The sequence below is a fragment of the Hymenobacter sp. R533113 genome (assembly GCF_056835965.1).
In genome coordinates, this window is record NZ_JAKWBD010000016.1 from 108,847 (window position 1) to 133,892 (window position 25,046).

Consider the following 25,046-nt stretch of genomic DNA (forward strand, 5'->3'; position numbering starts at 1 on the left):
CTTAAGGGTGGTCTGTTCAATTCTCAACAGTACAGTAGCTTGACGATGAGGGCGTTTGCAAAGGGTTTTATCCAAGCCTAACTTCCTACTTTCAGTCATCCAAAAACGCAAACACCCCTTGGGTACGTTATAAGCTTCGTGAAAAACTTCTATCGTCTTTTTGTTCTGATTCCAGCCTTACTACTGGCTACGCTGGCGCCTGCCCAAACCTGCGAGAATACGCCCAACTCAGGGGCCAATTTTAAGGTTGTTGATGCTTCCACTGGTACTGAAGTATCGTCGCTTTGCGTGGGCCGGGAAGTACGGTTCGTGGATAATAGCGGGCGGCAGCTCGACCCCAGCCTTGTGCGGTATGCTACCGGGGCGGCCATTACCTGCGCTGGCTCTGACTTCTCAACCAATGCCTTGTATAATCCTAACGCCGCCGACGCGACGCGGGGCTTTATTGTTGTTACTCAAAATACACAGCAGGCAGTAGGCGCAGCCGGCATCATTTTCTCCAAACGTCTTGAGGTAAGGGCTTCACCAGCCCCCACCTTCACACTCACTTCCTGCTCTGCCGGCCTTGTTCAGGTTACTATTACGGACCAGGTTTATGCCGCTAATCGGTATACCGTGCAGATTGGAAATAGCGTATTTAATAACGTGGATCGGAGTCAGCCACGCACGTTTCCCGTTCCGCCCGGTGTCACGGCGGTAACTGTAATAGGTAGCTACGCGGACGATAATCTGTGCAGCAGTAGCGGCAACCAAAGTATTACGCCGGCTACCGGGCCGTCGTCGGCCCCGGTACTTAAGCAGCTCGAGGTTCGCGATAAGGAGGTTATATTTCAATTCGGCAACATCCAGTCTGGGTTTCAGTACCAGATTCAGATAGCTGAGCTTGGCGCCCCCGGCGGTTATCGTTCCCTCCCCGGTTTTGTCGTCGGCAATGGTGATGTCTTAACTAGCCTGCCCAATGCTCCGATCCCTGCTTGCTATCGCATCCGCCCCGTCTCGGCCTGCGGCACTGGCTCTAGTGGCTCCAATCTGATTTGCACAATTGATTTAGGCACCATCAGTTTGGTTTCAACGTCAAGCAATGGAGTAAATAAACTTACCTGGACGACATTTGACTCGGCCGTAAGTTTTTTTCAAATACGTCGGAATTCACAAGGTGTACCTGAGTCAATCATAGCTACCGTACCCGGCAATAGTTCCTTTGAATACTTCGATGCTACGGGCAGCTGCGGCACTACCTATACCTATCAGGTTACAGCCGTACTGACCACCCCTACGGGTTTCGTTTCCTCGGCGTCCAACAAGTCATCGGTGCTAACGGCGGCGGGCACGGCGCCGGAACCGCCGCGTCTGGTGGCGGGCTTCACCCTTAGCAATAAAGTGGAGCTATTTGCTACGAACGCGGTGGGTCAGCCTTTGGCTAATGAGCTTACGTTTCTGCGCACTGCACCCAACCTAGCGGAATTAGGCGTAGTAAATGCTCCCACCATCAGCGATACGCCTGAAAACCTGAGCGTCACCAATCCACCAATTTATCTGGCCCGCCGCCGCGATGCCTGCGGCAGTATATCCGGCGATAGCAACCCCGCTTCTCCGGTGGTGCTGGCCGTTGATCCGCAACCGGAAGGCGCCCGTTTCACCTGGTCGCCGCTCGGAGGCCCCGATGCCGCTATTCCGGTACAATATCAGCTAGTGCGCCTTGCCCTCAATGGCTCCACCATTGATATTATTCCCGTAAGCGGGCTGAGCTACGTAGACACCCAACCACCTACTAATCAGAGCACCGTGCGCTACCGCATCGAAGCCACGGGCGGTGGCTTGGCGACAGCCAGCTATTCTAACCTGGTAAATGTCACGCGTCAGCCCCGCCTGGCAATGCCGACGGCTTTCTCACCCAATGGCGACGGCCTGAATGATGTATTGGAAGTAAAAGGGCGCTTTTTGACCACTTTCATCTTCACCGTCATCGACCGCAACGGCCAGGAAGTATTTCGCGGCACCGACCGCACGCAAACCTGGGATGGCCGCATCAATGGGCGGGCACCAGTGCCGGGAGCTTACGCCTGGCGCTTCGAGGCAATTACTGATGAAGGCAAGCCATTCATCCAGCACGGCGCCATCACCATTGTGCGGTAAGTGCGATCCATCTTTAGTTGAAGGACGAATATGCCCAGCCTATAATAGCGCTGACTACAATCCAGGCAACCATATTTAGCTGCAGCCAACGCAGCGCCAGTACTGAGACAAGAATCCAGCTTAAGCTAAACCAATCGGGTGCTTGAGTTAGCCCCTGAGGCCACACAACAACGCTTCCCAAGTACAGGGCGAGGTTCAGAATAACGCCCACTACGGCCGCGGTTACTACGCCGAGAGTGGCTTTGATCCGCTCATCCTGGCGGGTACGCTCAATCAGAGGCGCACCAATAAAAATGAATAAAAAGCTGGGTAGGAAGGTATAAAAAGTCGTTAGGGCTAAGCCGGCCGCCCCCAGACTACCGAGTGGCCACCATGACGCCAAGCCCCCATAAATCCAACGAAGGCCAGCACTATAATGAGCGGACCAGGCGTTGTTTCGCCGAGGGCCAAACCATCTATCATCTCCAGACGAGTTAGCCAGCCTAGTTGCTCTACCGCTACCTGGGCTACATAGGGTAGCACGGCGTAAGCCCCACCGAAGGTAACGAGAGCAGCAGCCGTGAAAAACAAGGTTAGTTGGCGCCAAAATGGCCAGTCGCCCGTTAGCCAAGTGGCTATTAGCAACGGAAGTACCCACAGCGCAACCGCTACAAGTAGCAGGCGCAGCACGCGTCTGCCCGGTCGAAACGGCGCTTCTACAATAGTCGCCGCTTGAGGAGCAGCCGCAGCCGGCAAGGTGGTGCGTAGCCAAGCCGGCCGCCAGCGCTGCACTATTACGCCCATAAAAATGGCCCCCAGCACTACTACTGGAAAGGGGAGCCGAACTACTGCCAGCGCCAGAAAGCTTAGGCCCGCTACGCTTATGTGCAAAGAGGTTCGCAAAGATTTCTGCCCTATTCTTAGCAAGGCTCCCAGTACAATGGCTACTACTGCTGGCTTCAAGCCGTAGAGTATGCCGACGACGGCAGGCAACGTTCCCCATGTGACGTATAACCAACTCAGGCCCAGCAACAATACCGCCGAGGGCAACACGAACAGAATGCCAGCTACCAGGCCCCCTCGCACCCCATGCAATAGCCACCCAATATAAGTGGCAAGCTGCTGAGCCTCAGGTCCTGGCAGCAGCATACAGTAGTTGAGGGCGTGCAGAAAACGCTCTTCCGTGAGCCACTGGCGGCGCTCCACCACGTACTCGTGCAAAATGGCAATCTGGCCCGCAGGCCCACCGAAGCTGATAAAGCCGAGCTTCAGCCAAAAACGCAAGGCATCGCGAAAGGCCACTGGGGGAATAGCTGTTTCCATGGCCTAAAGTACAGAGACTGTCTTTGGGACAGAGCGCCAGCCTGGAAAGGCAGTCATTAGTGCCTCATAGTGTCTACGCCCTTGCTCTGCCCGAGCTGGTCCAACGCCGCCCGGAAGCCCTTGGCCAGCTGGGCGGCAGGACCCCGGCCGTAGTAGTGCAGAAATATTATGCGGGGCTGGTCGCCGAGCATGTGGTTATGCACGGCTACTACCTCCAGATTATTCGCTCGCAGAGCACGAATAACAGGATTTACCTCATTTTCCAGCATGGCCATATCGCCGGCAATGTGGGCCGCGCTGGTAGTGCCCGCGAAGGAGGCCCAGGAGTTGAGGCCGATGGCGGCGGTCATCTCGGCCCCCATGGCTAGTATCTGCAAGTCGTCGCGGCCTACGGTGTACTTATAAGTGGGTCCGTTAACAGCACCGGTATATTTCACGATAGCATCCAGCGCCGGCAGGTCAAACAGCTCCTTGCCCGTGCGCGCCGGAGCGGTTCCGGCTGGCGGCTGATTGGCAGGGAAAAGCTTGGAGGCTTTGATGGTAGCGGCATATTTGCGGGCCAGCTCCTCCACGCTGCCCATGCCATGCACATGCATATAGAAAATACGGGGCTCCTCGTAAAAAAAGTGATTGTGAATGGCCCCGACCTCAAGCCCATTGGCGTGAGCCGCCGAAATAAGCGGGTTTACTTCTTCTTGCAGCAGCACCGTATCGCTCATCAGGACCGCCGACTTGCCGTCCAGGGTCTTCTTTACCGCTACCCAACCGCCAAAACCGAAGGAAATTGGCACCGGCTCGCCCTTGATTGTCAGCTTCAAATCGTTGCGGGGCAACGGCGTTGTGTGGGTAGCTTGGGCTTCTACGTAGGTTCCTTTTTTGCCCAGCGCAGCCTCAATAGCTCCTGTTTCGGCGGCGCTCAGTGGGGGTGTTTTGCCTTTGGGGGGCATTTTTGCGGCAATTAGCGGCGACGTAGGCCCGAGGAGCGTACTAGCACCTAGCAGTGCCGTGGCACGGAGAGCATTCCGCCGGGAGAAGTGATAATTAGTCATAAGAAAGTAAGGCTATGGGCTAAAACAGGACTTCAAGGCATGAAGCTTTTCATTGCTGCTTACGTCGCAAACACCCATGACGATGCATGTCTTAGTTTACCTGTCTTTTTACCACAACCATATGTCACCACTATCCTCACGCCCTTGGCGTTGACAAACGGAGTACCTTTGTACAACCACTTCCGTACACGAGAAACCTTAGTTTTTGCGGCTTGGCTTTTTTCAGGAACGCCGGCCAGGATACCATGGGTTGTGCGGCAACACCACGCACACCCCCAGCCGACGTTCGCAAACCATTTCAAAAACTTCATTTAAACGCTGTAAAGGCACTATTTTGGCTTATGTTTGATATGATGGGCATGATGGGCAAAGTGAAGGAGCTTCAGGATAAGATGAAGCAGGCCCAGGATGAAGTACAGTTTTTGACCGCAACGGCCGAGTCGGGCGGGGGCCTGGTGAAGGCTACCGCCAACGGGAAGCGCAATGTGATAAAGCTGGAGATAGATGAGTCGCTGCTCACTCCCCAGGACCGTGAGATGCTGGCTGACCTAGTAGTGGCGGCCGTAAATAAGGCGCTGGATGAAGTGGGAGAGAAAGCCAAGGAAGAACTTAAGAACAAAACGGCCGGTTTGATGCCCAATCTTCCGGGCCTCGATCTTGGCAACTTTGGCCTCTGATCCTTTCGCATCCCCGTCCCTTTTGCTCCCGCACGTAGCCGTCGTTATTCTTAATTGGAACGGCCGCGAGCTGCTGCGCACGTTTCTGCCGTCCGTGCTGGCCCACTCCGATGGTGCCCGCGTGGTGGTAGTCGATAATGCCTCCACCGACGACTCGGTGGAACTGCTGGGGGGCTTTTTTCCGACCGTGGAAGTTATACAACACTCTGAAAATCTAGGGTTTTGCGCTGGCTACAACCAGGCTTTAGCGCAGATAGATGCAGCCTATTACGTGTTGCTCAACTCGGATGTAGCCGTAACGCCGGGCTGGCTGCGGCCCTTGGTGGCCCTGCTGGATCGGCAGCCCGCGGTGGCCGCTTGTCAGCCTAAGCTGCTGGCCCACGCCACGCCCACGCAGTTTGAGTACGCCGGCGCCGGCGGTGGCTACCTCGACCGCCTCGGCTATCCTTTTTGCCGGGGCCGTCTGTTCGAAACTCTCGAAACCGACCACGGCCAGTACAACGATGCTCGCCCTATAGCCTGGGCCAGTGGCGCCTGCATAGCAGTGCGGGCCAGGGCCTGGCACGAATTGGGTGGGCTGGAAACGGCATTTTTCGCTCATATGGAGGAAATCGACTTGTGCTGGCGCCTCTGGAATGCGGGTTACGAGGTATGGTACGAAGGCAGCAGCACCGTCTACCACGTGGGTGGCGGCACTTTGCACAAGTCCAACCCCCGCAAAACTTACCTCAACTTCCGCAATGGCTTAGCTTTGCTATATAAAAATGCCCCCCAGAGTGAGTTGGGGGGCATTTTTATCCAACGCCTTGCATTGGATTGGATTGCGGCTTTACGGATGCTGGCCCAAGGAGCCATTGCGGATGCGCGCGCCGTGCTGCGCGCACACCGCGATTTTTTCAAAAACCGAAATTATTGGCAGCAACAACGCTTCGCAGCCCGGCCGCATTTGCGGGTGTCGCAGCGCCCCGGCGTGTATGCTGGCAGCTTGGTGTGGGCTTATTTTGGGCTGGGAAAACGGACGTTTACCGACCTACAAATCCCAGACGGTGCTCCGCTGCCGACGCAGCGCGTGGCGCACATTCATCCAGAAAGCCAGGGCAAAGTATAATACGACCGGCGACCCGAAGGTGCAGAAAGAAGCATAGACGAATGATAATCGCACGCTGCTGGTGGAGAAGCCCAGCCGGTTCCCCAAGGCATTGCAGACTCCAAAGCTCTGCTTTTCGATGAAGTCGGTTAATTGTCTCATTGCTCCTCAGTATGAAGCCTTTATACAGGCTATGATTGGTCAAAATAACGACAAAAGCACCGAATGTCAAGGGCAGCGCTGAAAGTAGCAAGCAATTTTCGCCTTCAAAACCGAGTTTTGCGTCCGTCGCTTCGATTCGATACCTCTTCCCTCCGCCCTTAAGTAGATCTATGAAAGTTGCTTTGCGCCCGCTTCTACCAGCTCTCGTCTGCCTGACGGCCGCTGCGCTACCTAGTTGTACGCTGCCCCGGATGCTAAAGGTTGCGCAAGAAAGCCAGGAAGTGCGCGTGCAGCCAGCGGTGCTGGAAAGTAACGGCGAAAACGTGTTGTTTGAAGTAACAGCCCGCGTACCAGTCAAGCACTTACGCAAAGGCAAAGCCTACAATCTCGACCTCAGCTACCGCTACGACAATGGCTTGCAGCAAGATACGCTGGGTCGCATCACCTTTATTTCGGGAGAGTATCTGTACGACGAGCAGGACAAGAATAAGTTAGTTATTACCAAGCAGTTCTCTTTTCCCTACACGCCTCGCAAGAGCCCCGGCACGCTGGTGGCCCTATCCAATGCGCGCCGCCTCAAGCCGGGGGGCAAAATCGTGAAGGGTAAGGAGCTTACGCTGGCTAAAGGAATCGTGGCCACCGCCCGCCTTGTGGTTCGCCAGGATTCACTTGTGAGTCTGCTGCCCGAAACGGCCAGCAACAACCGCAGCGGTACCCGCGTACTGCCTTTTTTCTTTGATGGCGGCAAAGCTGCCATTCGTAACTACCTGGGCACCAACGTGGCTGCGCTGGAAGACTTTATCGACGCCAACCAACACACTGAGCGGGTCATGATTGTGGCCGGTCACTCACCCGACTCGCTCGATTCCCGCGATCCTCGCCTGGCTGATCGGCGCGTGCAGGCCCTGGCTAAGTACTACAAGCAGCGCGTGGATGGTTTTTCGTACCTGAACTCAGTGCGGGGTATCGTATTTGAAACCCAGGCTTATCACCAGCGCTGGGATTTATTTCTGAGCAAAGTGCAGGAGTCAGCACTCAAGCCGGAGCAGATAGACTCCGTTATCCAGATAGTAAATGATACGCGGGGTTCATTTACGCAAAAGGAAAAGCGGCTTCACAGTTTATCTTTCTATGATTACCTCGAGGATTACGTGTACCCGGTGCTGCGCTTTGGCACCGTAGCCGTACAGTATACCGCTCCGACACGCTACGACTCGGAAGTGTATCTGCTCTCCAAGAAGATTATCGAAAAGGCAGCCGAAACGGATGCACTCACGCCGGAGGAACTGCGGTATTCCGCCACGCTTACGCCCTTGCTGGCCGAGAAACAGCGCATTTATGAAACGGCGGTAGCCACTACCGGTCGCTGGGAGGCTTATTATAACCTGGCGGCGGTCCTCCTACAGCGTTCGGAAAAAGAAATAACTGACAAATCGCGCCGGGCCTATCAGCGCCGGGCAGCCACTTATTTTACGTTGGCCGCTCATCGTAACCCCACGGCTGAGCTGTTCGCCCGTGTGGCCACCGCGCACCATCGTGCCGGCGACCAGCTTGAGGCCCTCCAAAGCTATGACTATGCTATTAAGCTCGGCGGCACGCGCCCCGTGCTGGGGAAGGTTTTTGCTGATAAGGCGGCTCTGGAAATCGAAATCGGGCAGTTGGATGATGCTCTGCGTAGCCTCAGCTTCAGCGGCAAATCCTATCAGAACACCATGAATATGGCGCTGATTTACCTTATCAAGCAGAACTACGAGGGGGCAACTGCTCTTTACCAGGAAGCGCTTACTTTCAAGCCTGATGATGCGTTGACCTATTACTGCTTGGCCGTAGTAGCCGCCCGCGCCCGCAACGAAGGCCTCGTGGGCGAGCGTCTGCGCCAAGCCGTGGCGCTAGATCGGGCTTATGCCCAGCGCGCTGTGGAGGATCTGGAGTTTAGCAATTATACCAATTCGAAGACGTTTCTGGAAGCATTGCGCTAAAAGAACGCCAGAACGACCAGCTCCCCTTCTTACCAAGGAGGGGATACTTTGGCGCAGTCAAAGTGGGGCTGGTGCCACCTGAGGGGCTAGTTATTTAGTTGAACGTCATGCTCTATCTGGCGTCCGCCTGTCGAAGCATCTCGCCCGCTTCGTTGATTATAGTAATCAGTAGATATACTTCGACAGGCGGACGCCAGATAGAGCATGACGTTCAACTAAATAACTAAACAACGGCCTCAACCACCCCAGTCCCCGCTATGCGGTGACATCCCCTCCTCGTCTGAGGAGGGGAATTGTTGTTCTTACCTCCTTCATTTGCCCCGGCACCTTGCGCGTTGTAGCTTTACGGGCCGGTGTAGCGCCGGCTTTTCTGTCTCTGACCTTTCGATTTCGTTAACCAGAATAACTATGCGGACCATCCAATTCCGGGAAGCCCTGCGCGAAGCCATGTCTGAAGAAATGCGCCGCGACCCGCGCGTGTTTCTGATGGGCGAAGAAGTAGCCGAGTACAATGGCGCTTACAAAGTAAGCCAGGGTATGCTCGACGAGTTCGGAGCCGAGCGCGTAATTGACACGCCCATTGCGGAGCTAGGCTTTGCCGGTATCGGGGTAGGCGCGGCCATGAATGGCTTGCTGCCCATCATCGAGTTCATGACCTTCAACTTCTCGTTGGTGGCCATCGATCAGGTCATCAACTCGGCCGCCAAGATGTATTCGATGTCTGGGGGGCAATATTCTATTCCTATCGTGTTTCGCGGACCAACGGGCAGCGCTGGTATGCTGTCCAGCCAACACTCGCAGAACTTCGAGAACTGGTTTGCCAATACTCCCGGCTTGAAAGTCGTAGTTCCGAGCAACCCTTACGACGCCAAAGGCTTGCTAAAAAGCGCCATCCGCGACCCAGATCCGGTAATATTCATGGAGTCGGAGCAGATGTACGGCGACAAAGGCGAAGTGCCGGAGGAGGAGTACCTGCTCGAAATCGGCAAGGCCCACATCGTGCGGCCCGGCACTGGCGTCACCATCGTCAGCTTCGGCAAAATGATGAAAATCGCGCTGGCCGCCGCCGATGAGTTGGCTAAAGAAGGCGTAGAAGCTGAAGTTATCGACCTGCGCTCCGTGCGGCCAATTGACTATGATACACTGGTTGAGTCGGTTAAGAAGACGAACCGCATCGTTATCGTGGAAGAAGCCTGGCCGCTGGCCAGCATCAGCGCCGAGCTAACCTACACTATTCAGCGTCGCGCCTTCGACTACTTGGACGCGCCCGTAGTCCGCATTACTTGCATGGACGTGCCCCTGCCCTACGCGCCCACTCTCATTGAAGCATCATTGCCTAATGTGGAACGCACGGTGAAAGCAGTGAAAGAAGTAATGTATCAAAAAGCTTAGCAGCTTCTGCCTTATCTAAAAAAGCAATGCCCGGCCTAGTGTCGGGCATTGCTTTTTTGTGGGTTTAGCTTCGAGTTGATTTACGCTACTAAAGGAGCTTATCGACGCAGCCAGCGCACATTGTTTGGCCAACAGTCTCCGATAGCCACCAGCAGCCGGCTACCCATAGAACCAGTCCAAGAGCAGCTATCAGACCAAGAGTCGGGCGAGCACGAAACCAGTGCCACCATTCGGCGGGTGAGAAAGCAAATGCCACGGCGCTGAGCAGGAGCAGATGGAGCGGCAGTAAAAACCGATTCTCAATGGCAATAGGAATAGCCGCGGCGCAAGGCAGCAGGAGCGCCAGTAATACTAAATAGTGTTGCTGGCGTAGCTGCCTGACCCGAATGGTAGCTAGGGCCAGCGCTATCAGCACATAATTCAGCAGCTTCAAAGGCAGCGCCTCCGGACTGTTTGCCGTCAGCCGATAGGGCGTTGGGTGGCGGATGTCCAGCCCATTGAACAGGTGGCGACTGTAGCGCAGAAAAAAGTCGACTGGCTGTTGCGCTACTATCTGCAAATACTGCGCGTAAGACTTGTATTCTCGCTGCTGTAACCGCTCAAACAGCCTCACCCCCGACTCATCGGCGTAAAGTAAAGCACCTGGGTACGCCAAGGCACTATTGTAAAGCTGTACTCGCGTTCCCCAGGCGAGCTGCTTTAAATAAAAGGGGCCTTTTTGGTCGTTAAATCGCGTAAGAGCCAAGGGCGTATTTTCCTGAAAATGAATTCGGTTGATGGTCCATTGCGGGCCCAAAGTCAGTGCCATACCAACAAGCAGGGCGGCCCAGCGCCAGCCATTAGTACGAGGTGAGTGCCGACGGCTCCACCAAATTGCCAAGCCCAGAAACGGCAGCAAGCTCACCAGGTATACGGGGCGCATATTAAAGGTAGCCGCAATGCTCAGGCCAGCCACCAGCCAAGCGAATAGTTCCGGTCGGCTCAGCAGCCACAGACTCAGCAGCAGGGTGGCCAGCGCAGGCATATCGGTGAGGGTGAAACTGAAAAAGTCTCGCCAGAAAATAAAGCCCCCCAGCACCAGCAGCAGCCACCTACCCGCCACAATGCGCCGGCCCGCGATGCTCGTCCATACGCTGGGAATCAGAAACCCAAACAGAATAGCGGCCCACACCGAGCCCAGCATCTTGGCCGCCGTGAGCATGGAGCAATCGGTAAAGAAGCGAAAGGCCAGCGCCGGAAACATCAGCAGCGGCCCTACATAGCCGCGAAGTGGGTCATCGTAGTAAAGCAGGGAAAATGACTGATGGTGACGCTGGAATTTTACCGCCATCACCCAGTATTGGACAGCGTCGTGCTGTAGGTTGCCTCCCTGAAAGTCATTTAAGGGCAGGTAGATCAGATACACTGCCCACACAAAAGCCATTTGCCACCCAGCTGCCAGCGGGCGACTCAGAAAAACTCGCACTGTATTCCAAATCATAGTTTAATGGCAGGCCATGTCCGCGGCTTTCCTTTTCCGCCTAACAAGCAGTGTGGAGCTTACCTGGGGGGCATATTTTGCGTACCTTTTGCCAAAGCTACGCCGTTGGACGGCACATTCCACCCCTGCCTACTCAATCATGAATCATCGTCTGAACCTACGTTTTGAGCAGCTCGAACGTGCTACCGCTCAACTTCTAGCACAAGCAGAGCTTTTGGGCGAGCGGGCGAGCACCTCGCCGGGCCCCGGACAATGGTCGGCGGTGCAGGTAGTACACCATCTGCTGGTCGCCGAAACGGGCATCAATCAATACATTGACAAGAAGCTGGCGCAGACGGAGGAGTTGGAGGAAGCCGGCGTGGGAGCATCTCTACGGTCAACCTTGTTGCGGGTGCTCCTGCGCCTGCCTTTTCTGCGCTTCGCGGCTCCTTCCAGGCTCAAAGAACTGACGCCCGATAAGGTGCCTCCGCTACCCACTCTCCGCGCCGAATGGGAAAGCGTGCGCCGCCGGCTGGAGCGCACCCTGAATGAATACCCATCTAAGCTACTGAATCGGGCTATTTTTAAACACCCCCGGTCCGGTATGCTCACCATTTATCAAACCCTTGATTTCATGGTGGATCATGTGTTACACCATCAGCGCCAGCTCACCCGCATTGCGCATGCAGTAGCGATGCTCCCACCCCCGGTTGTGGTGGGCCATAAGGAGAACCAGCCAACGTAACCGAAGAATCTAGTCTTTCTTCTCGCGCACGATATCAGCGTAGGTTTCGTGGCGGGTAATATGCTGAAAGGCTTCGACCATTTCAGCTGGCGGCACGGTAAGCTTACGCAGGCGCAAGTCAAGCCAAGCTCCATCAACTGTCACGGTAGCGGCCATACGGCCATCGGCTTTGTATATCGTATGGATAATGCGCCAGCGGCTGCCGTCTGTGTTCAGGCCACCCAGCTCAGCCGTCACCCGGATGGTTTCGCTGATACCGATTTCTTTCAGGAAGCGCGTGTCTTCGCGAAACAGAATGGGGCCGATGCGTAATTCAGCGAAGCGGCGCATGGTAAAGCCCTGATCAGCCAGAAAATCGAGGCGGACCTGGGCAGCGTAGTCGGTGTAGGCCGAGTGGCGCATGTGCACGTTGGGGTCCATATCGGCCCAGCGTACGGTGAAGGTTTTTTCGTAAACAGGCATTGCTACTGGCATGGAATAAAAAGATCGGGTGCAAGTACTTGGGCAGCAAAGTAAAGCCTTCCGCCAAAAAGCTGTTGGCATTTGCGCTTCAATAGTACGAAGGTGCATTTTGGTGTCTTTACTTCAATCAATAGCTCAATCCCAGCATACAAGAGCCGGTATATTTGCATGAAAAGCCCCCCAGCAACTCGTCGGGGGCTTTTTTACTACCTACTTACCCGCTCACTTCAGATGGCCGGGTCTTCAGGCACGTTGGGGTTGGTCAGGCGCTCCTGCTGGGGATAGGGGTAGAAGTTACGGGTGCGCTCGGCGTTCGGCTGGCCGGGGCCAGGGCGGCCAAAGCGGCGGCTGTCGGGCAAACGCAGGCCGGTCATATATAACTCAGCGCTGCGCTGGCGGTATATTTCGAGCAACAGCGCATCAGCGGTGACGGCCCCGCCGTAGGCGGGTAAATTGCCCCCCACGCCAAACGGGTCGGCAGCCGGAGCCTGGGTGCGCACGGCATTGATGTCTTGCAGGGCAGCAGTCAGGCTGCCGCCGCTACGCACCAGCGCCTCAGCCCGGCTCAGCCGAATTTCATCGGGCAAATAAGCGGGAATAGGCGCGTCAATGGCCCGAAAAAAGCCAGCCACCAGGGGCAGCGTGTTGGTACCAATTCGCTCTTCGGCAATATAGAACCGCACCCGCGCATCATTAGGCTCAACCAGGGTGGCGGGCAGGCCAAAGCCGGTCAGCTCGCGGGGCCGAAAGTTCTTGGCTATTACCGCCGACTGAAAGATGGGGTTTGGATTCTGCGTATTGAACTGAAAAGTAGACGTGCTGCTCAGATTGACTAGGGCGGCGGCAGCCAGCGTGGCGGCGTAGTTGCCCACTTGCAAGTTGTAGCGCACCCGGTAGGCGTTGATGGTATTGCCCAGATTAAAGCTAGTACCCAGTACCTGGGCAGTAAAATCGGCGGAGGGCGGCGTGGCCGTAACCAGTTGCTGGGCGGCGTCGAGCAAACGGATAGCCTCGGCCTGAAGCTGCTCGCGGGGTACGAAGATGGCCGCAGGTGCTCCCGCCGGACTCGTAAGCAACGGAGCCTGCTCAAAATACTGTGCCAGCGTGCCCAATGCGATGGCCCGAAATAGATAAGCGTGTGCCAGCACCGCGTCGCGAGTGGCAGGGTCGGCGCTGAGCACGTTGGGCGCGTTGGCAATTAGATCTTCAGCCATGCCCGCTACCCGCAGCAGGCGCGACCACAGGGCCAGCACGTTAGCGTTGTTGTTGGGCAGGGCCGCGCCGCCCGCCTCAATCTCCAACACGTTGGTAAACGTAGACACGCCCCGCAGTTCCAGCGCCGTCGTACCAGTTGACAGAATAATGGGTTCCAAAGCGCTGTTACCATAAAATTGGCGCATCCCCACGCTCAAGGCCAGCAGGCCGTCGCGGGTGGCAAGCACCTGCGGCTCCGGCGGGCTGTTGGGATTGGGCAGGTTCAGGTCGCAGGCTGGGGCGGTCAGCAGCAAGCCGCCGAGTACGAGCAAAGTCAGTCGGGTTTTAAAGGATTTCATGGCAGTAGCGATTTAAGTTAGAAACTGGCGCTCAGGCCCAGGGTAACCGTGCGCGGAATGGGTACTTCCACGAAGTCGAAGTTGCGCACCACCGTGCTCTGACCAGCGGCGTTTACCTCGGGGTCGTAGCCACTATAGTCGGTAAATACCAGCAGGTTGCGGCCCGTGACGCTGGCCCGCACGTTCTGCAAGCCCAGAAACTTGGGCGTGAGTGTGTACGCTACTGAGGCCTCGCGCAGCTTCATGTAGGAGCCATCCTCGATGTAGTTCTCAAAAATACCGAACAGGGCCGCGCTGGTGCCTTTGGGTACTTCGCCGCGTAGCTCGGGCTCGTAGCCAGCTAGGCCGCCGTAGAAGTCCCGCTCGCCCACGCGCCGGGTGAAGTTGAACACATCGAAGCCCTGCACCGCGTCGAGCTGGAGGCGGAAGCTGAGCTTGCCGGCCACGGTTACTTCGTTGATGAGAGACGCCAGGTAGTCGGGGTTGGGGTCGCCGATGACTTTGCTCAGCACCGAGCCGCTGGGCTGGCCGTCGGCGCGCCGCTGCGGTACGCCGTTCACGCCCAGCTCGCGCTGGGGCAGGCCGGCCGGGTTTAGCAGCAGGGAGCCATCAGGGTTGCGGGCGAAGTAAGTGCTGTAAAACACCCCGACCGGCTCCCCGTTTACGGCCGCTACCTGCCCGAAGCCCCCGGCAAAGGGTAGGATTCCGTTGCCCTCAATGCCATTGATCTCGTTGCGGTTGCGAGTGTAGGTAGCCGTCACGTTCCAGGTTATCAACTCGCTCTGCACGGGTACGGCCCGCACCAGCACCTCCACGCCTTTGTTTGAAACAGTACCTACGTTCTGTAAGCCATTGAGAAAGCCGCGGCTAGGCTCGAAGGTGCGGTCAAGCAGGAGGTTAGGCGTCTGCTTATCAAAATAAGTGGCCTCCACACCCAACCGACCGTTCAGAAAACCCGCGTCAAACCCTACTTCCAACTCTTCCTGGCGCTCGGGGTCCAGGCGCGGGTCGCCGAGTCGGGGCGGCCGGACCACTCCCTGTAGCCCGCCGGGGCTGGGCAGGGAAATGTAGTTGGTAAGCTTTCCATAGTCATTGATCACACTCACGTTGCCAGCCTGGCCATAGGAAGCGCGCAGTTTCAGCGAGGGCACGGCAGTGGCTAGGGGGCTATTTTTCCAGAAGCTCTCTTCCGACAGCACGTAGGCCGCGCTACCCTTCAAAAAACGCTGCCAGTTTGCGTCGTCGTTAATTTGATCATAAAACTGTGAGGAAGCATCCACGCGCACAGCCCCGGTCAGGAACAGGCGCTGCCCCAGCCCAAAGGTTTGCTGTACGTAGTAGCCTTCAATGTTGCGCTCCCGGCGAAAGTCACTGGCCACGCTGGTACCGGCATTGGTGGTCCCGATTCCTACGTTAAGCTGCTGGGCCGTAATGCCGCTGATCAGGGCCTCGTCGTACTGCCAGGTGGCTCCCACGCTGGTGGTGGATTCCAGCCACTCGGTGAGGTTGTGCTTGTAGCCCAGGGTCAGGTCACTGTTGTACTGGAGCACAGTCTGGTCGGCGCGGCGGGCGAAGCCGGTGGCGTAGTCGGGCGTGGTATTGCCGCGCGGAATAAACGCCGTGCCTATTTGAGTATAAGTGTCGAAGCCAAATACATAGTCGGCCGTAAAGCCTGCGAATGGGGTAAGATTCAGCTGCACGTCGCCGATAAAACGGGAAGTGCGCTGGCGGAAATCAAAGCGGTTGATGGCTTCCAGCGGATTGGTGCGCCGCAAAAAATTGGGGCTGGTGCTGGGGTAAATGCCAGTAATTGGATCGGGCGCGGGGTTTACGAAGTTATTACTGAAAATAAAGCCAGTCAGTGCCCCGTAAGCGTTGTTGAGGCCGCCGTTCGGGATTTCGCGGCTGCTGCTGAGCGTATAATTGGCCCCGCCCGAGATACTAGCCCAGTTGGTCAGCGTTTGCTGAAGGCGCAGGCGACCAGTCTTGCGCTCAAAGTCAGTGGCATCCACGATGCCCTGATTTTTAAAGTAAGAGCCTGAGAAAAAGTAACGCGTAGCTTGGCTCCCGCCCGATACCGACAGGTAGTTATCCGTGCCCACGGCCCGACGAAAAATCTGGTCCTGATAGTCGAAGCGCTCCGCCGGAACTTGGGTCAGGTCGGCGTTGGCGGCGGCGTTAGCGGCAGTATTGACAAAGCGAAATGGGTAGTCGTTGTAATCCAGCGTTTTGCGGATTTGCGACACGATAAGATTACTCGATATCGTGATGGCGGGCTTGCCTTCCTTGCCGCGCTTGGTAAAAATCTGCACCACGCCGTTCGAGGCTCGCGAACCATAGATGGCCGCCGCCGCCGCGCCCTTGATGATTTCGATGCGGTCAATGTCGGCGGGGTTGAGGTCTACGAGGCGGTTTTGGGCGTAGCCACCCAAGTCGAGCAAGTCGGGTGACTCATTGTTCACGATCACCCCATCAATTATATAGAGCGGATCGGAGGAGCCCACGACGGTATTGGTGCCGCGCAGTCGCACCGAAATGCCCCCCGCCGGGTTACCCGAGTTCTGCGAAATCTGGGCCCCGGCCACTTTGCCCTGCAAAGCCTGATCAATCTGCACAGCGGCACCTTGGTTTAGCTCCCGTGCGCTTACCGTACTGATGGCATTGCCAAGCTGTTGCTTGCTGGTGGCCACCGAGTTGCCGGTTACGACAACTTCTTTCAGCCCCACCAAGTCTTCGCGCAGCGTAGCATCAGCAGTAATCTGGGTTTCGGTGCCAAGTGTCAGCGGCTGCGTGATGTTAGCGTAGCCTACTGAGCTGATGGCCAGCTGGTACGTGCCAGGCCGAACCGATGCGCGCAGCTCATAGGCACCATCGGTGCCAGTGGCGGTAGCCAGCACCGTATTGGCAATGCGCACCGTGGCACCAGGCAAGCCGGCACCTCCATTGGCATCCGTCACACGGCCCTGAATAACATACGCTACGTTTTGGGCCCAAGCAGCTGGGCTTAGCAGCAGGAGCAGCAGAAGCCCCAGCCACGTAACAGGTGTGCTGCCGAGCCGCCGCGGGTGCGACGGGCCCGGTGAGTACAAGTTGGTCATAGATAAAAAGGTGAAGTGGAAGAAAGTGATGAGAAGGTAATCAGAAGTACAGCGAGTTACTCCTGCTGCACATAGATTCTCAATCAGATTCATCAATTTTCTTTTCTTTAAAGCCAGCCACTGCCATGTAATCGGTACTTTAGGAATCCATAAGTTTACCTCTCTCTTCCCTGCCCATGAACCCTAATCTGCACCACCTCTTCAGCATTGCCCAAAAGCCTCAGCGCCGCATTATTGGCTTGATGTCGGGCACTTCCCTGGATGGGCTGGATGTGGCGCTGTGCCGGTTTGAAGGCAGCGGGCCGACCACGCAAGTGCAGGTAGAGCACTTTGCCACAGTGCCTTACGCTGAGTCGGTGAAGGCTGAAATCAGGCGGATATTTGCGAAGACCACTATCGACTTCGAGCATTTGTGTTTGCTTAATCCCTGGATAGCGCACCTGCACGCCGATATCGTTCTGGACTGCCTGCAAACCTGGAAAATTGCCCCCCAGGAAGTGGATTGCATCGCCAGTCACGGCCAAACGGTTTTTCACGCTCCCCAAAGTCAGCACGGCAAACCGGATTTCCCGAACGCCACGCTCCAGATCGGCGACGGCGACCATGTGGCCGTGCGCACCGGTATTCTCACGCTCAGCGACTTTCGGCAGAAGCACATAGCGGCTGGCGGCGAAGGCGCTCCGCTGGCTGTGTACGGCGACTATCTGTTGTTTTCAAAAGCCGATGAAGACCGTATCCTGCTCAATATGGGCGGTATTGCCAACTTCACGTTTCTGCCTGGCTCTCTCGATGTCGGTGCCATGTTCTCCACGGACGTTGGCCCCGGCAACACGCTTCTGGATGCATTCACGCAATTTTACTTCCCCGGCAAAAGCTATGATGCCGATGGCGCCCTTGCCGCCCAGGGCCACGTGCATGAGCCGCTGCTTCGCGCCCTGCTCGATCATCCTTTCTTCAGCGCTGGCTTTCCGAAAACCACTGGCCCTGAGTTATTCAACCGCGACTATGTAGCACAGGCTCAGCAACGTAGCGGTTCACAGGGCCTCTCTCCTACTGATATGCTGGCCACGCTCGTCGAATTTAGTGCGGCGGGCATTGTGGGCGCTATTCAGCGCTGTTTTCCATCGGCCGATGCGCCCCTGACGGTGTACGCCAGTGGGGGCGGCATGCACAACCCGGTGCTCATGCAGGCTTTGCGCCGGCAGCTGCCCAACTGTCGGTTCTTAACTACCACCGAGTTGGGCATCAATCCCGACGCGAAAGAAGCCGTTCTTTTTGCCGTGCTGGCCAATGAAAGCCTGGCGGGAAGCGGGGCTCCGCTTGGTAAAAGTCGGCCAGGAATACCGGCGGTATCTATGGGCAAGATTTCGTTTGCGAAATGAGTAGCGCTTATTCGCCTACTGATTTACTTCGTGCGCCCCAGCTTTTGGGGTTAGCCGGGCCAGGTATTGCTGCTGGTCATCTTCGGCAATAACCTCCAACTCGTAGCCAGCTTCTTCCGCGTAGTCCTCCAAAATGCTTGCTTCCACGAAAAGCCACTGAAATGGCGTACCAGTTTCGCCCTCGTACGTCATAGCGTATTCGATTTCACCATAATAAGAACCGTTGAGGTCAATAAGTAAGGCGCCCTCTTCATCCTCATATAGGTAAGCAACGTCGGAGGAAGTAACTAAAATTTGCCCCCAGGCGTAAGAAAACTGCGGGCGTGCTTCAGAAAACGCACCAGTCCATCGAGCGTTCCCACCAGACCCAGGCCATTCATCAGCATCAGAATCGTATCGAATTGCTCACCGGTGGTGGGGGCATCAAAAAGGTTGTGGTGAGCTACTTCGCGCACGCCGCGCTCCTGCATCACCTGCACCGCGCCGGCCGACACGTCGAGGGCGCGCACGGAAAAGCCGCGACTTTGTAATTCCAGCGCGTGCGCCCCCGCACCGGCACCTAAATCAAGCACTCTACCTTGACACTCCTCCAAAGCGGTGCGCTCCAGCTCGGGCATTTCCCAAAGCGTGCGAAAAAAATAACTGGCGGGCAGTGGCTCATCTTCGCTCACGTTGGTATGCACGGTAAGTGTAGCCGATTTATCGCCACGTAAATAAGCAGTTAATGCGCGACCCAGCGGATCGGAGTTAATGGAAGAGGAAGTCATAAGTCGTAGATATGCTGGGCCGCCCCGAGGGAATTTGAATTATTAAAAACTAAAAGTAGGAGCTGTTAGTGAGCAAAAGCCTCAGAACTCCCAAATTGAAGGTTGAACAAACTGCCATTTTATTCACAAAAGTCAGAATACGACTTTGTTACTCATTATTATTTTAGGAGTTGAGGCAGCCAATTGGCGTTTGCCTTTGTATAATTTAACTCCCTTAGAAAGCTAACTTATAGTTAAATGCTTGAGAGATATTTCCATAAAATAATTTCTATTTACGCAAGAAGCCCCGATCTATATAACAAGACCGAGGCTTCCTCATCTATGTGCTAATGGCCTGATTACTCAGCCGTAGCCTCTTTTCTAGGGCGGCCGCGACGGCCGCCGGTTCCCGTGCCAGCGGCGCGGGGCTTGCGCTCCTTGCGCTCGGGGGAATAAGATGGGTCCAGCAACGCGTTGGTTTCGTTGATGAGGCTGGTCAGTTTTTCCATATTCTTACGAACCTGGGCTAATACCATCTCATTGTCTTCAGCGTTTTGAAGAAGTTGCTGTAGTTTGTTTAAATCTGCTGCGGCCATTTTAGAAGGATTTGAAAGGGTAATAATTAATTTCGTTGGCAAAGGAAACATTTATTAAGATACCAACAAAAAATAAATCATATGTTGATGAATTTTCCTACGAGTCGCTATTCATAAAGGATACATTATTTTTTTCGGTAGCTCATGTTGCTTAGTCACTGCACATTGTGGCGTATGCTAAAAATAAATTCGGCAGAGGCATTAGTTGCGAATCATATTTTACTGGATAAGATTTGCTAACAGCAATGTGTTCTTGTTTCGATGGTGCATCCTTGCCTTCACGATTTGCGTTGGTAAGACATCCTCACTTTTATTTTCCCTACCTATGTCCAGCAACCTTGATTACCTAAATCCGGCGCTTATTCCACTCGAAGAAAAAGTCAAGGCCTACTTGGAAGCTGAGGAAGAGTTGGAAAAGGCACAAATAGAAGCCCGCTCACTGGCCGCCACGAATTTGCCCTCCACCGCCGACGGCTTTGAGCAGCGCCCTCCTACCGGCAGCTTCGACCAGCACACCGACGAGTTGCAGCAGCGCCTCGACAATATGATTACTGATCTGGATTTGCTCCGCCGCGAGATTATTGAGATGTTGCCCGCGCGCGACGAGTTTGTAAAAGTTAATTTAGGCTACGGCCCCAGCCGCGTGGGCGCCTTCACGGTGCCTACTGCCCCCGGCACCGAACCTAAGTACCAACTCCGGGTCATTCACTGATTGCTACTTATACAGCACAAAAAAGCCCCCCAGATGTCTCTGGGGGCTTTTTTGTTACTACTAAGTTTTAGTGGGCCGCACAAAAAAAAGGCCCCGCTTAGCGAGGCCCCTTTCCACAACCAAAACACCTAAAAAAACTATTCTTTCGAAATAGTTTTAGCAAGCATCAGGCCAAAAAATGATAATACTCAACTTTTTCAGATGCTCAGTTTCGAATATTACCTTACCAATATTTTTTTAATTCCTGCTATAATTACAATTAATACGGCTAGCTAATAGGTCGCTCCATGCCATTTATTTTATAGATTCATTCGTGTCTTAGCTCATTATAAGAGTAATGTGCATGTTTTTTCATCACAGTACAATTTTAAGAGCATTTTCGGATTCTTCTTTGCTCATACTTAAAAGCAATCTAACATCCCTCTTCTTTAAGAAAAGAATTTCTGCGCCTTCAACTAAACTTCAGGCATTGCTTAGAACACTCAGCAACTGGTAAATAAGCTCTCATTCCTCTGCATGTGTTGGCATCTTAACAGCTTAGTTCAAATCAAAATGCTTCCGTTGGTTCAAACCTGTAAGATGATATGGCAAGAGAGTAAGCCTTTCAGAAATGGGGCATCTGCAAACGGTAGAAGCAACTGAGCCTTACTTCTTCATAGCGAGTTCGCATATAGTGAAGCGTGAATAACCATCCCTTGATTTCGCTTCCATACCTACCTAATCCCAAATCAACCGTCAATTTAGCCTTCTCACAAATAATAAAACTATTTCATGAAAACACATTTACGACTTCTAGGTCTTTTGTGTGCTTTAGCGCCCCTAGGGGCGCAGGCTCAAGGAGTATGCGGCACAGCTACCAACGCGTACAATTTCACTGCTGCTGCCAACGATAACATTGATTGGAAAGCCAATAATGCAACAGTAGGTCTTACTACTTTCACTACTAGCGGCTTCTCCTCAACTGGAAGTGTGGCGACTTTTAGGACCGAAGACTGGGCAACTAATGATCAGCGTCTCGTTTGGGAAGCAAATTATGCGAGTGGGGTTGTAAATGGTACTTCAACTGTTACGTTCACCTTTAGTCGGGCCGTTTCTAATCTCAGAATTATAGTATCGGACATTGATAGGAATCAGCAGAGTGGAAATGGAAACGACTTTCAAGATGCAGTAACATTCGATGGCTATACATCGGATATTGTAAGCCCTGCTACGTTAATAAGCTTACAAAATAGCAACGTCGTAAACTCACGCACGGCCCTGACTCGTTCTGGTAACACTATCACTGATCCATCGAATACGAATAATGGTGATGGAACAACTACTGTCACCTTTTCTGAACCAGTAAAAAAGCTGGTATTGGTTTACAAAAACACACAAACTGCTGACGCCAATCCCGGCAATCAAGCTATTGGGATAAACTCACTTACATGGTGTAAACTCACCCCTACAGCCACTAATGACGCTCTGACCACCTCGTATCTCTCGTCTATATCATCCATTAATGTACTTAGCAATGATATAGCAGACGGGACAATCAATGCTGCTACCCTTGACCTTATTCCGGGCACTATTATAGTTGACAATGTATATACAGATGGCAACGGTGTAACATACTCGGCTAACCCCACTACTGGCCTTATTGCAGTAACTAATACCAATAAGTATGTAGGAAACAGCACACTTAGTTATTCAGTAAAAGACGATGCCGGGCAGCCTGCCACCGCGTCATTTACCTTAACATTGACCAATGTGGCTCCGGTCGCGAGCGATTACCAGATTACTCGCTCCTACAAGGTTAGTAGCTCTATCAATCTACTAGCGGGAGTCACGGACGCAGATGGCAATACGTCAATTGCTCCCAACACTTTGGACCTAAATCCAGGACTAGCCCGCCGGCAGGCCACGTACACTGTGCCTAACCAGGGTGTTTTCACTGTGGATGACAACGGTATGGTATCTTTTGCTGCTTTGAATGGATTTGTGGGAACCAGCACTGTTTCCTACACCGTGGAAGATGAAAAAGGGTTGATTTCCGTACCCAAGCAACTAACGCTGACCACCACCAGCGCTGCGCCCGTAGCAACAAACGATGCAGCCACCCGCTCCAACGCGGCGAGAGCCGCAATCTATATTCTTGCCAATGATACGGATGTGGACGCCGATCTGGACCCAGCTACAGTTGATCTGAACCCGTCAACTCCCGCCCGGGATATTACTTACACAGATCCAGCGAAAGGCACCTATACAGTTGATGAGTTTGGACTGGTGTACTTTACTGCCCTCAACAGCTTCACAGGTAGCAGTAGCCTTTCCTATCTCGTGCGGGATGCCAAAGGATTGGCATCTAATACGGCTGTACTCACCCTGATGGTTAGTGGAACGCTAGCTAACGACGACTCGAACGTAACGAAGAAGGGAGAAGCGGTATCAGGTAACGTGCTCATTAATGATAATAATAGAGCTGGCACTACCCTGACGGTAAGCACAACCCTTGTGACTAGTCCCACTAATGGTACTGGCACTGTTACCATCTCATCAAATGGTAACTATACCTATACGCCGCCACCTGCCCCCTACATCGGGACAACTTCATTCGTTTACAGGGTTTCGGATGGCACCACCACCTCAGATGCCACGGTCAACATTCTAGTATATGAACCTACCTCGACGTGCACTATAGCAACGGGTCCTAACCTGTTGAAAAACCCGGACTTTACGCTGGGCAATACAGGTTTCCAAACCGACTACGTGTACGTTGAGAACCAGCCTGGAATAACCAACGAGCTGGTTCCTGAAGGTTTATATTCCGTAGGCAACAGCGCCGCCGACTATCACCCGAGCTTTGCTCAGAATGGAAGAGGCGGCACGAATGACAACTTCCTGATGATTAATGGCAGCAACAGTATCAAGAAGCTGTACTCACAAACCATTACCGTGCAGCCGAATAAATATTACAGCTTTTCAGCCTACGTTAACAATATCCTAGCAACATCCACAGCGACGACGGCTGATGACCCTGTGTTTGGCTTTGTTATTAATGGCGTCTCAACTTCAGTCACCACCTCTATCCCCGAGACGCCCAATGAATGGGTGAAGCTGGACGACATCTGGTTTTCTGGCAATAGTACTACGGCCACCTTCGAAATTGTGAACGTAGCCATCGCTGCGCAGGGAAACGACATGGGCATTGATGAATTGTATTTTGGTACCTGCAACGAAGCACCAGTAGCAGTAAATGACCTGGTTTTCGCACCTCCAACTGTTCCGACTTCCTTCTCCATTATTGCTAACGACGTGGATGACGGGGGTATACAAGGCAGCTCCGTGTTGCTGTATCCTGCCGCTGGCACGGGTACAGGCGCCAAGACTCTGACTACGACTCAAGGAACCTACACGGCTAATACCAGCACCGGTATGATTACTTTCACGCCCGTTAGTGGCTTCACAGGCTCTTCAAGTATCACCTATAAGGGGGAAGATGCGAGAAGTGCCGTGAGCAACGTAGCTAATGTAACGGTGCGGGTAGGTCCAATTACTGCCAGCGATGCCCAAGACATGTCGGGTAGCCGGATTGCTACTCTGCCTGTTACGAACAATGACCAGGATGTGGATGGTGTGGACCCAGCCACTATCGACCTCGATCCAACCACTCCGGCGCAGGATTTGAGCCGGGTAGTTGCCAACGTAGGAGTGTTTCAGGCTAACGCAGAAGGCGTCGTTACGTTTACGCCTGTATCTACCTTCTCTGGTACCGTCACCATCCCCTACACGGTAAGAGATTTCTTAGGAGCTATTTCCAATCAAAGCAACATTTCCGTTACGCTGGATAAGCCATTGCCGGTAGAACTCACCCGCTTTGTGGCCACAGCAAAAGGAGCTGACGTGCTAACAAGCTGGACTACCGCCTCAGAGCTAAATAATGACCGCTTCGAAGTTGAGCGTTCCCTGGATGCACTGTCTTTCATTACGATTGGCTCAGTGCGTGGTAAGGGTAATACCGCCCACCAGTCGAAATACAGCTTCACTGACGCTGGCGCTGCTCAGGTAGCTAGTCGGTTGTACTACCGCCTCAAACAAGTTGATTTTGATGGCCAGGTATCCTTTAGCCCAGTGCAAGTAGTGAGCTTTGCCGATACGAAGCTCCTTAAAGTTGACGTATCGGTGTACCCCAACCCGACGCAGAGTGACGCTACCCTGGATCTAACAGGCTTGCCCGCAGGCAATTATCAGGTACAGGTGCTTGATCTGACGGGTCGTACACTGCAACAGTTTACGCTGGCGGGGCAAAAGGAACACCCACTACCGGTCCAGGGCCTATCAAATGGCTCCTACATCGTGCGGGTACGCGGCGCGGCGGTCAGCATCGCTCTACCTTTGATTCGCAACTAAGTTGCAGGGATAAAATAATTCCTTGAAAAAAGCCCCCTGAAAATTCAGGGGGCTTTTTTGTTGCCTTCCCCTCGCCTGATTTCTTCGTTAGTAGTCAGCAGCTTATATCAAAAACAGTAG

At 54.2% G+C, this 25,046-nt stretch carries 20 protein-coding genes; 9 read left to right on the plus strand and 11 right to left on the minus strand.

Features of this window, described 5'->3' with window-relative positions:
- Positions 1-138 precede the first annotated feature (138 nt).
- Positions 139-2,136, plus strand: coding sequence for a T9SS type B sorting domain-containing protein (locus MKZ35_RS22280; protein WP_482515412.1), 1,998 nt, complete (start codon positions 139-141; stop codon positions 2,134-2,136).
- A gap of 13 nt (positions 2,137-2,149) precedes the next feature.
- Here the strand turns inward: MKZ35_RS22280 and MKZ35_RS22285 are convergent, their stop codons facing one another.
- Genes MKZ35_RS22285 through MKZ35_RS22295 form a run of 3 tightly spaced genes read right to left on the minus strand, consistent with a single transcriptional unit; the run spans position 2,150 to position 4,487 of the window.
- Positions 2,150-2,518: a chromate transporter gene (locus tag MKZ35_RS22285; protein WP_482515413.1), complete on the minus strand. Its 369-nt coding sequence runs from the start codon at positions 2,516-2,518 to the stop codon at positions 2,150-2,152.
- Entirely contained in the window at positions 2,473-3,438 is a 966-nt protein-coding gene (gene chrA / locus MKZ35_RS22290) for a chromate efflux transporter (RefSeq protein ID WP_482515414.1), read from the minus strand. The genes MKZ35_RS22285 and chrA overlap by 46 nt, the downstream gene beginning before the upstream one ends.
- A gap of 56 nt (positions 3,439-3,494) precedes the next feature.
- Entirely contained in the window at positions 3,495-4,487 is a 993-nt protein-coding gene (locus tag MKZ35_RS22295) for a DUF1259 domain-containing protein (protein WP_482515415.1), read from the minus strand.
- A gap of 341 nt (positions 4,488-4,828) precedes the next feature.
- Here MKZ35_RS22295 and MKZ35_RS22300 point away from each other — a divergent pair, with 341 nt between their 5' ends.
- Positions 4,829-5,164, plus strand: coding sequence for a YbaB/EbfC family nucleoid-associated protein (locus MKZ35_RS22300; protein ID WP_482515416.1), 336 nt, complete (start codon positions 4,829-4,831; stop codon positions 5,162-5,164).
- Between the two features lie 22 nt (positions 5,165-5,186).
- On the plus strand, positions 5,187-6,272 hold the full coding sequence (locus tag MKZ35_RS22305) for a glycosyltransferase family 2 protein (protein ID WP_482515417.1): 1,086 nt from the start codon (positions 5,187-5,189) through the stop codon (positions 6,270-6,272).
- Here MKZ35_RS22305 and MKZ35_RS22310 read toward each other — a convergent pair.
- Complete coding sequence (locus tag MKZ35_RS22310; protein ID WP_482515418.1) at positions 6,195-6,413, minus strand: PspC domain-containing protein; 219 nt, start codon at positions 6,411-6,413, stop codon at positions 6,195-6,197. The genes MKZ35_RS22305 and MKZ35_RS22310 overlap by 78 nt on opposite strands.
- Positions 6,414-6,583: 170 nt before the next feature.
- Between MKZ35_RS22310 and MKZ35_RS22315 the strand changes: the two genes are divergently transcribed.
- Together MKZ35_RS22315 and MKZ35_RS22320 are read left to right on the plus strand one after the other, a co-directional pair.
- The gene (locus tag MKZ35_RS22315) at positions 6,584-8,392 is read left to right on the plus strand and encodes a tetratricopeptide repeat protein (RefSeq protein WP_482515419.1); all 1,809 of its coding nucleotides are present in this window, start codon (positions 6,584-6,586) and stop codon (positions 8,390-8,392) included.
- A 408-nt stretch (positions 8,393-8,800) separates the two neighbouring features.
- Positions 8,801-9,784: a pyruvate dehydrogenase complex E1 component subunit beta gene (locus tag MKZ35_RS22320; protein ID WP_482515420.1), complete on the plus strand. Its 984-nt coding sequence runs from the start codon at positions 8,801-8,803 to the stop codon at positions 9,782-9,784.
- Positions 9,785-9,872: 88 nt separating this feature from the next.
- Here MKZ35_RS22320 and MKZ35_RS22325 read toward each other — a convergent pair whose 3' ends face one another.
- The gene (locus tag MKZ35_RS22325; RefSeq protein WP_482515421.1) at positions 9,873-11,264 is read right to left on the minus strand and encodes a hypothetical protein; all 1,392 of its coding nucleotides are present in this window, start codon (positions 11,262-11,264) and stop codon (positions 9,873-9,875) included.
- A gap of 139 nt (positions 11,265-11,403) precedes the next feature.
- Here MKZ35_RS22325 and MKZ35_RS22330 point away from each other — a divergent pair, with 139 nt between their 5' ends.
- Positions 11,404-11,988, plus strand: coding sequence for a DinB family protein (locus tag MKZ35_RS22330; protein WP_482515422.1), 585 nt, complete (start codon positions 11,404-11,406; stop codon positions 11,986-11,988).
- A 9-nt stretch (positions 11,989-11,997) separates the two neighbouring features.
- Here the strand turns inward: MKZ35_RS22330 and MKZ35_RS22335 are convergent, their stop codons facing one another.
- The 3 genes from MKZ35_RS22335 to MKZ35_RS22345 all read right to left on the minus strand — a co-directional run bounded on the left by MKZ35_RS22335 (position 11,998) and on the right by MKZ35_RS22345 (position 17,101).
- Positions 11,998-12,450 (minus strand): acyl-CoA thioesterase, encoded by a 453-nt coding sequence (locus MKZ35_RS22335; protein ID WP_482515423.1) that lies wholly within the window; start codon positions 12,448-12,450, stop codon positions 11,998-12,000.
- 227 nt (positions 12,451-12,677) lie between these two features.
- Positions 12,678-14,003: a RagB/SusD family nutrient uptake outer membrane protein gene (locus tag MKZ35_RS22340; RefSeq protein WP_482515424.1), complete on the minus strand. Its 1,326-nt coding sequence runs from the start codon at positions 14,001-14,003 to the stop codon at positions 12,678-12,680.
- 17 nt (positions 14,004-14,020) lie between these two features.
- Positions 14,021-17,101, minus strand: a complete 3,081-nt coding sequence (locus MKZ35_RS22345) for a SusC/RagA family TonB-linked outer membrane protein (RefSeq protein ID WP_482515425.1) — start codon at positions 17,099-17,101, stop codon at positions 14,021-14,023.
- Between the two features lie 176 nt (positions 17,102-17,277).
- Between MKZ35_RS22345 and MKZ35_RS22350 the strand changes: the two genes are divergently transcribed.
- Positions 17,278-18,483: an anhydro-N-acetylmuramic acid kinase gene (locus MKZ35_RS22350; protein WP_482515426.1), complete on the plus strand. Its 1,206-nt coding sequence runs from the start codon at positions 17,278-17,280 to the stop codon at positions 18,481-18,483.
- Positions 18,484-18,498: 15 nt separating this feature from the next.
- Here the strand turns inward: MKZ35_RS22350 and MKZ35_RS22355 are convergent, their stop codons facing one another.
- The 3 genes from MKZ35_RS22355 to MKZ35_RS22365 form a co-directional block, all read right to left on the minus strand.
- Positions 18,499-18,675 carry a hypothetical protein gene (locus MKZ35_RS22355; protein ID WP_482515427.1) on the minus strand — a complete coding sequence of 59 codons (177 nt, stop codon included), beginning with the start codon at positions 18,673-18,675 and terminating at the stop codon, positions 18,499-18,501.
- 95 nt (positions 18,676-18,770) lie between these two features.
- On the minus strand, positions 18,771-19,250 hold the full coding sequence (locus MKZ35_RS22360) for a class I SAM-dependent methyltransferase (protein ID WP_482515428.1): 480 nt from the start codon (positions 19,248-19,250) through the stop codon (positions 18,771-18,773).
- A gap of 338 nt (positions 19,251-19,588) precedes the next feature.
- A complete protein-coding gene (locus tag MKZ35_RS22365) occupies positions 19,589-19,738 on the minus strand; it encodes a hypothetical protein (RefSeq protein WP_482515429.1) in 150 nt (49 codons plus the stop codon).
- Positions 19,739-20,150: 412 nt separating this feature from the next.
- Here MKZ35_RS22365 and MKZ35_RS22370 point away from each other — a divergent pair, with 412 nt between their 5' ends.
- Both MKZ35_RS22370 and MKZ35_RS22375 read left to right on the plus strand, forming a co-directional pair.
- Positions 20,151-20,537, plus strand: coding sequence for a hypothetical protein (locus MKZ35_RS22370; protein WP_482515430.1), 387 nt, complete (start codon positions 20,151-20,153; stop codon positions 20,535-20,537).
- Between the two features lie 771 nt (positions 20,538-21,308).
- A complete protein-coding gene (locus MKZ35_RS22375; RefSeq protein WP_482515431.1) occupies positions 21,309-24,926 on the plus strand; it encodes a tandem-95 repeat protein in 3,618 nt (1,205 codons plus the stop codon).
- Positions 24,927-25,046 lie beyond the last annotated feature (120 nt).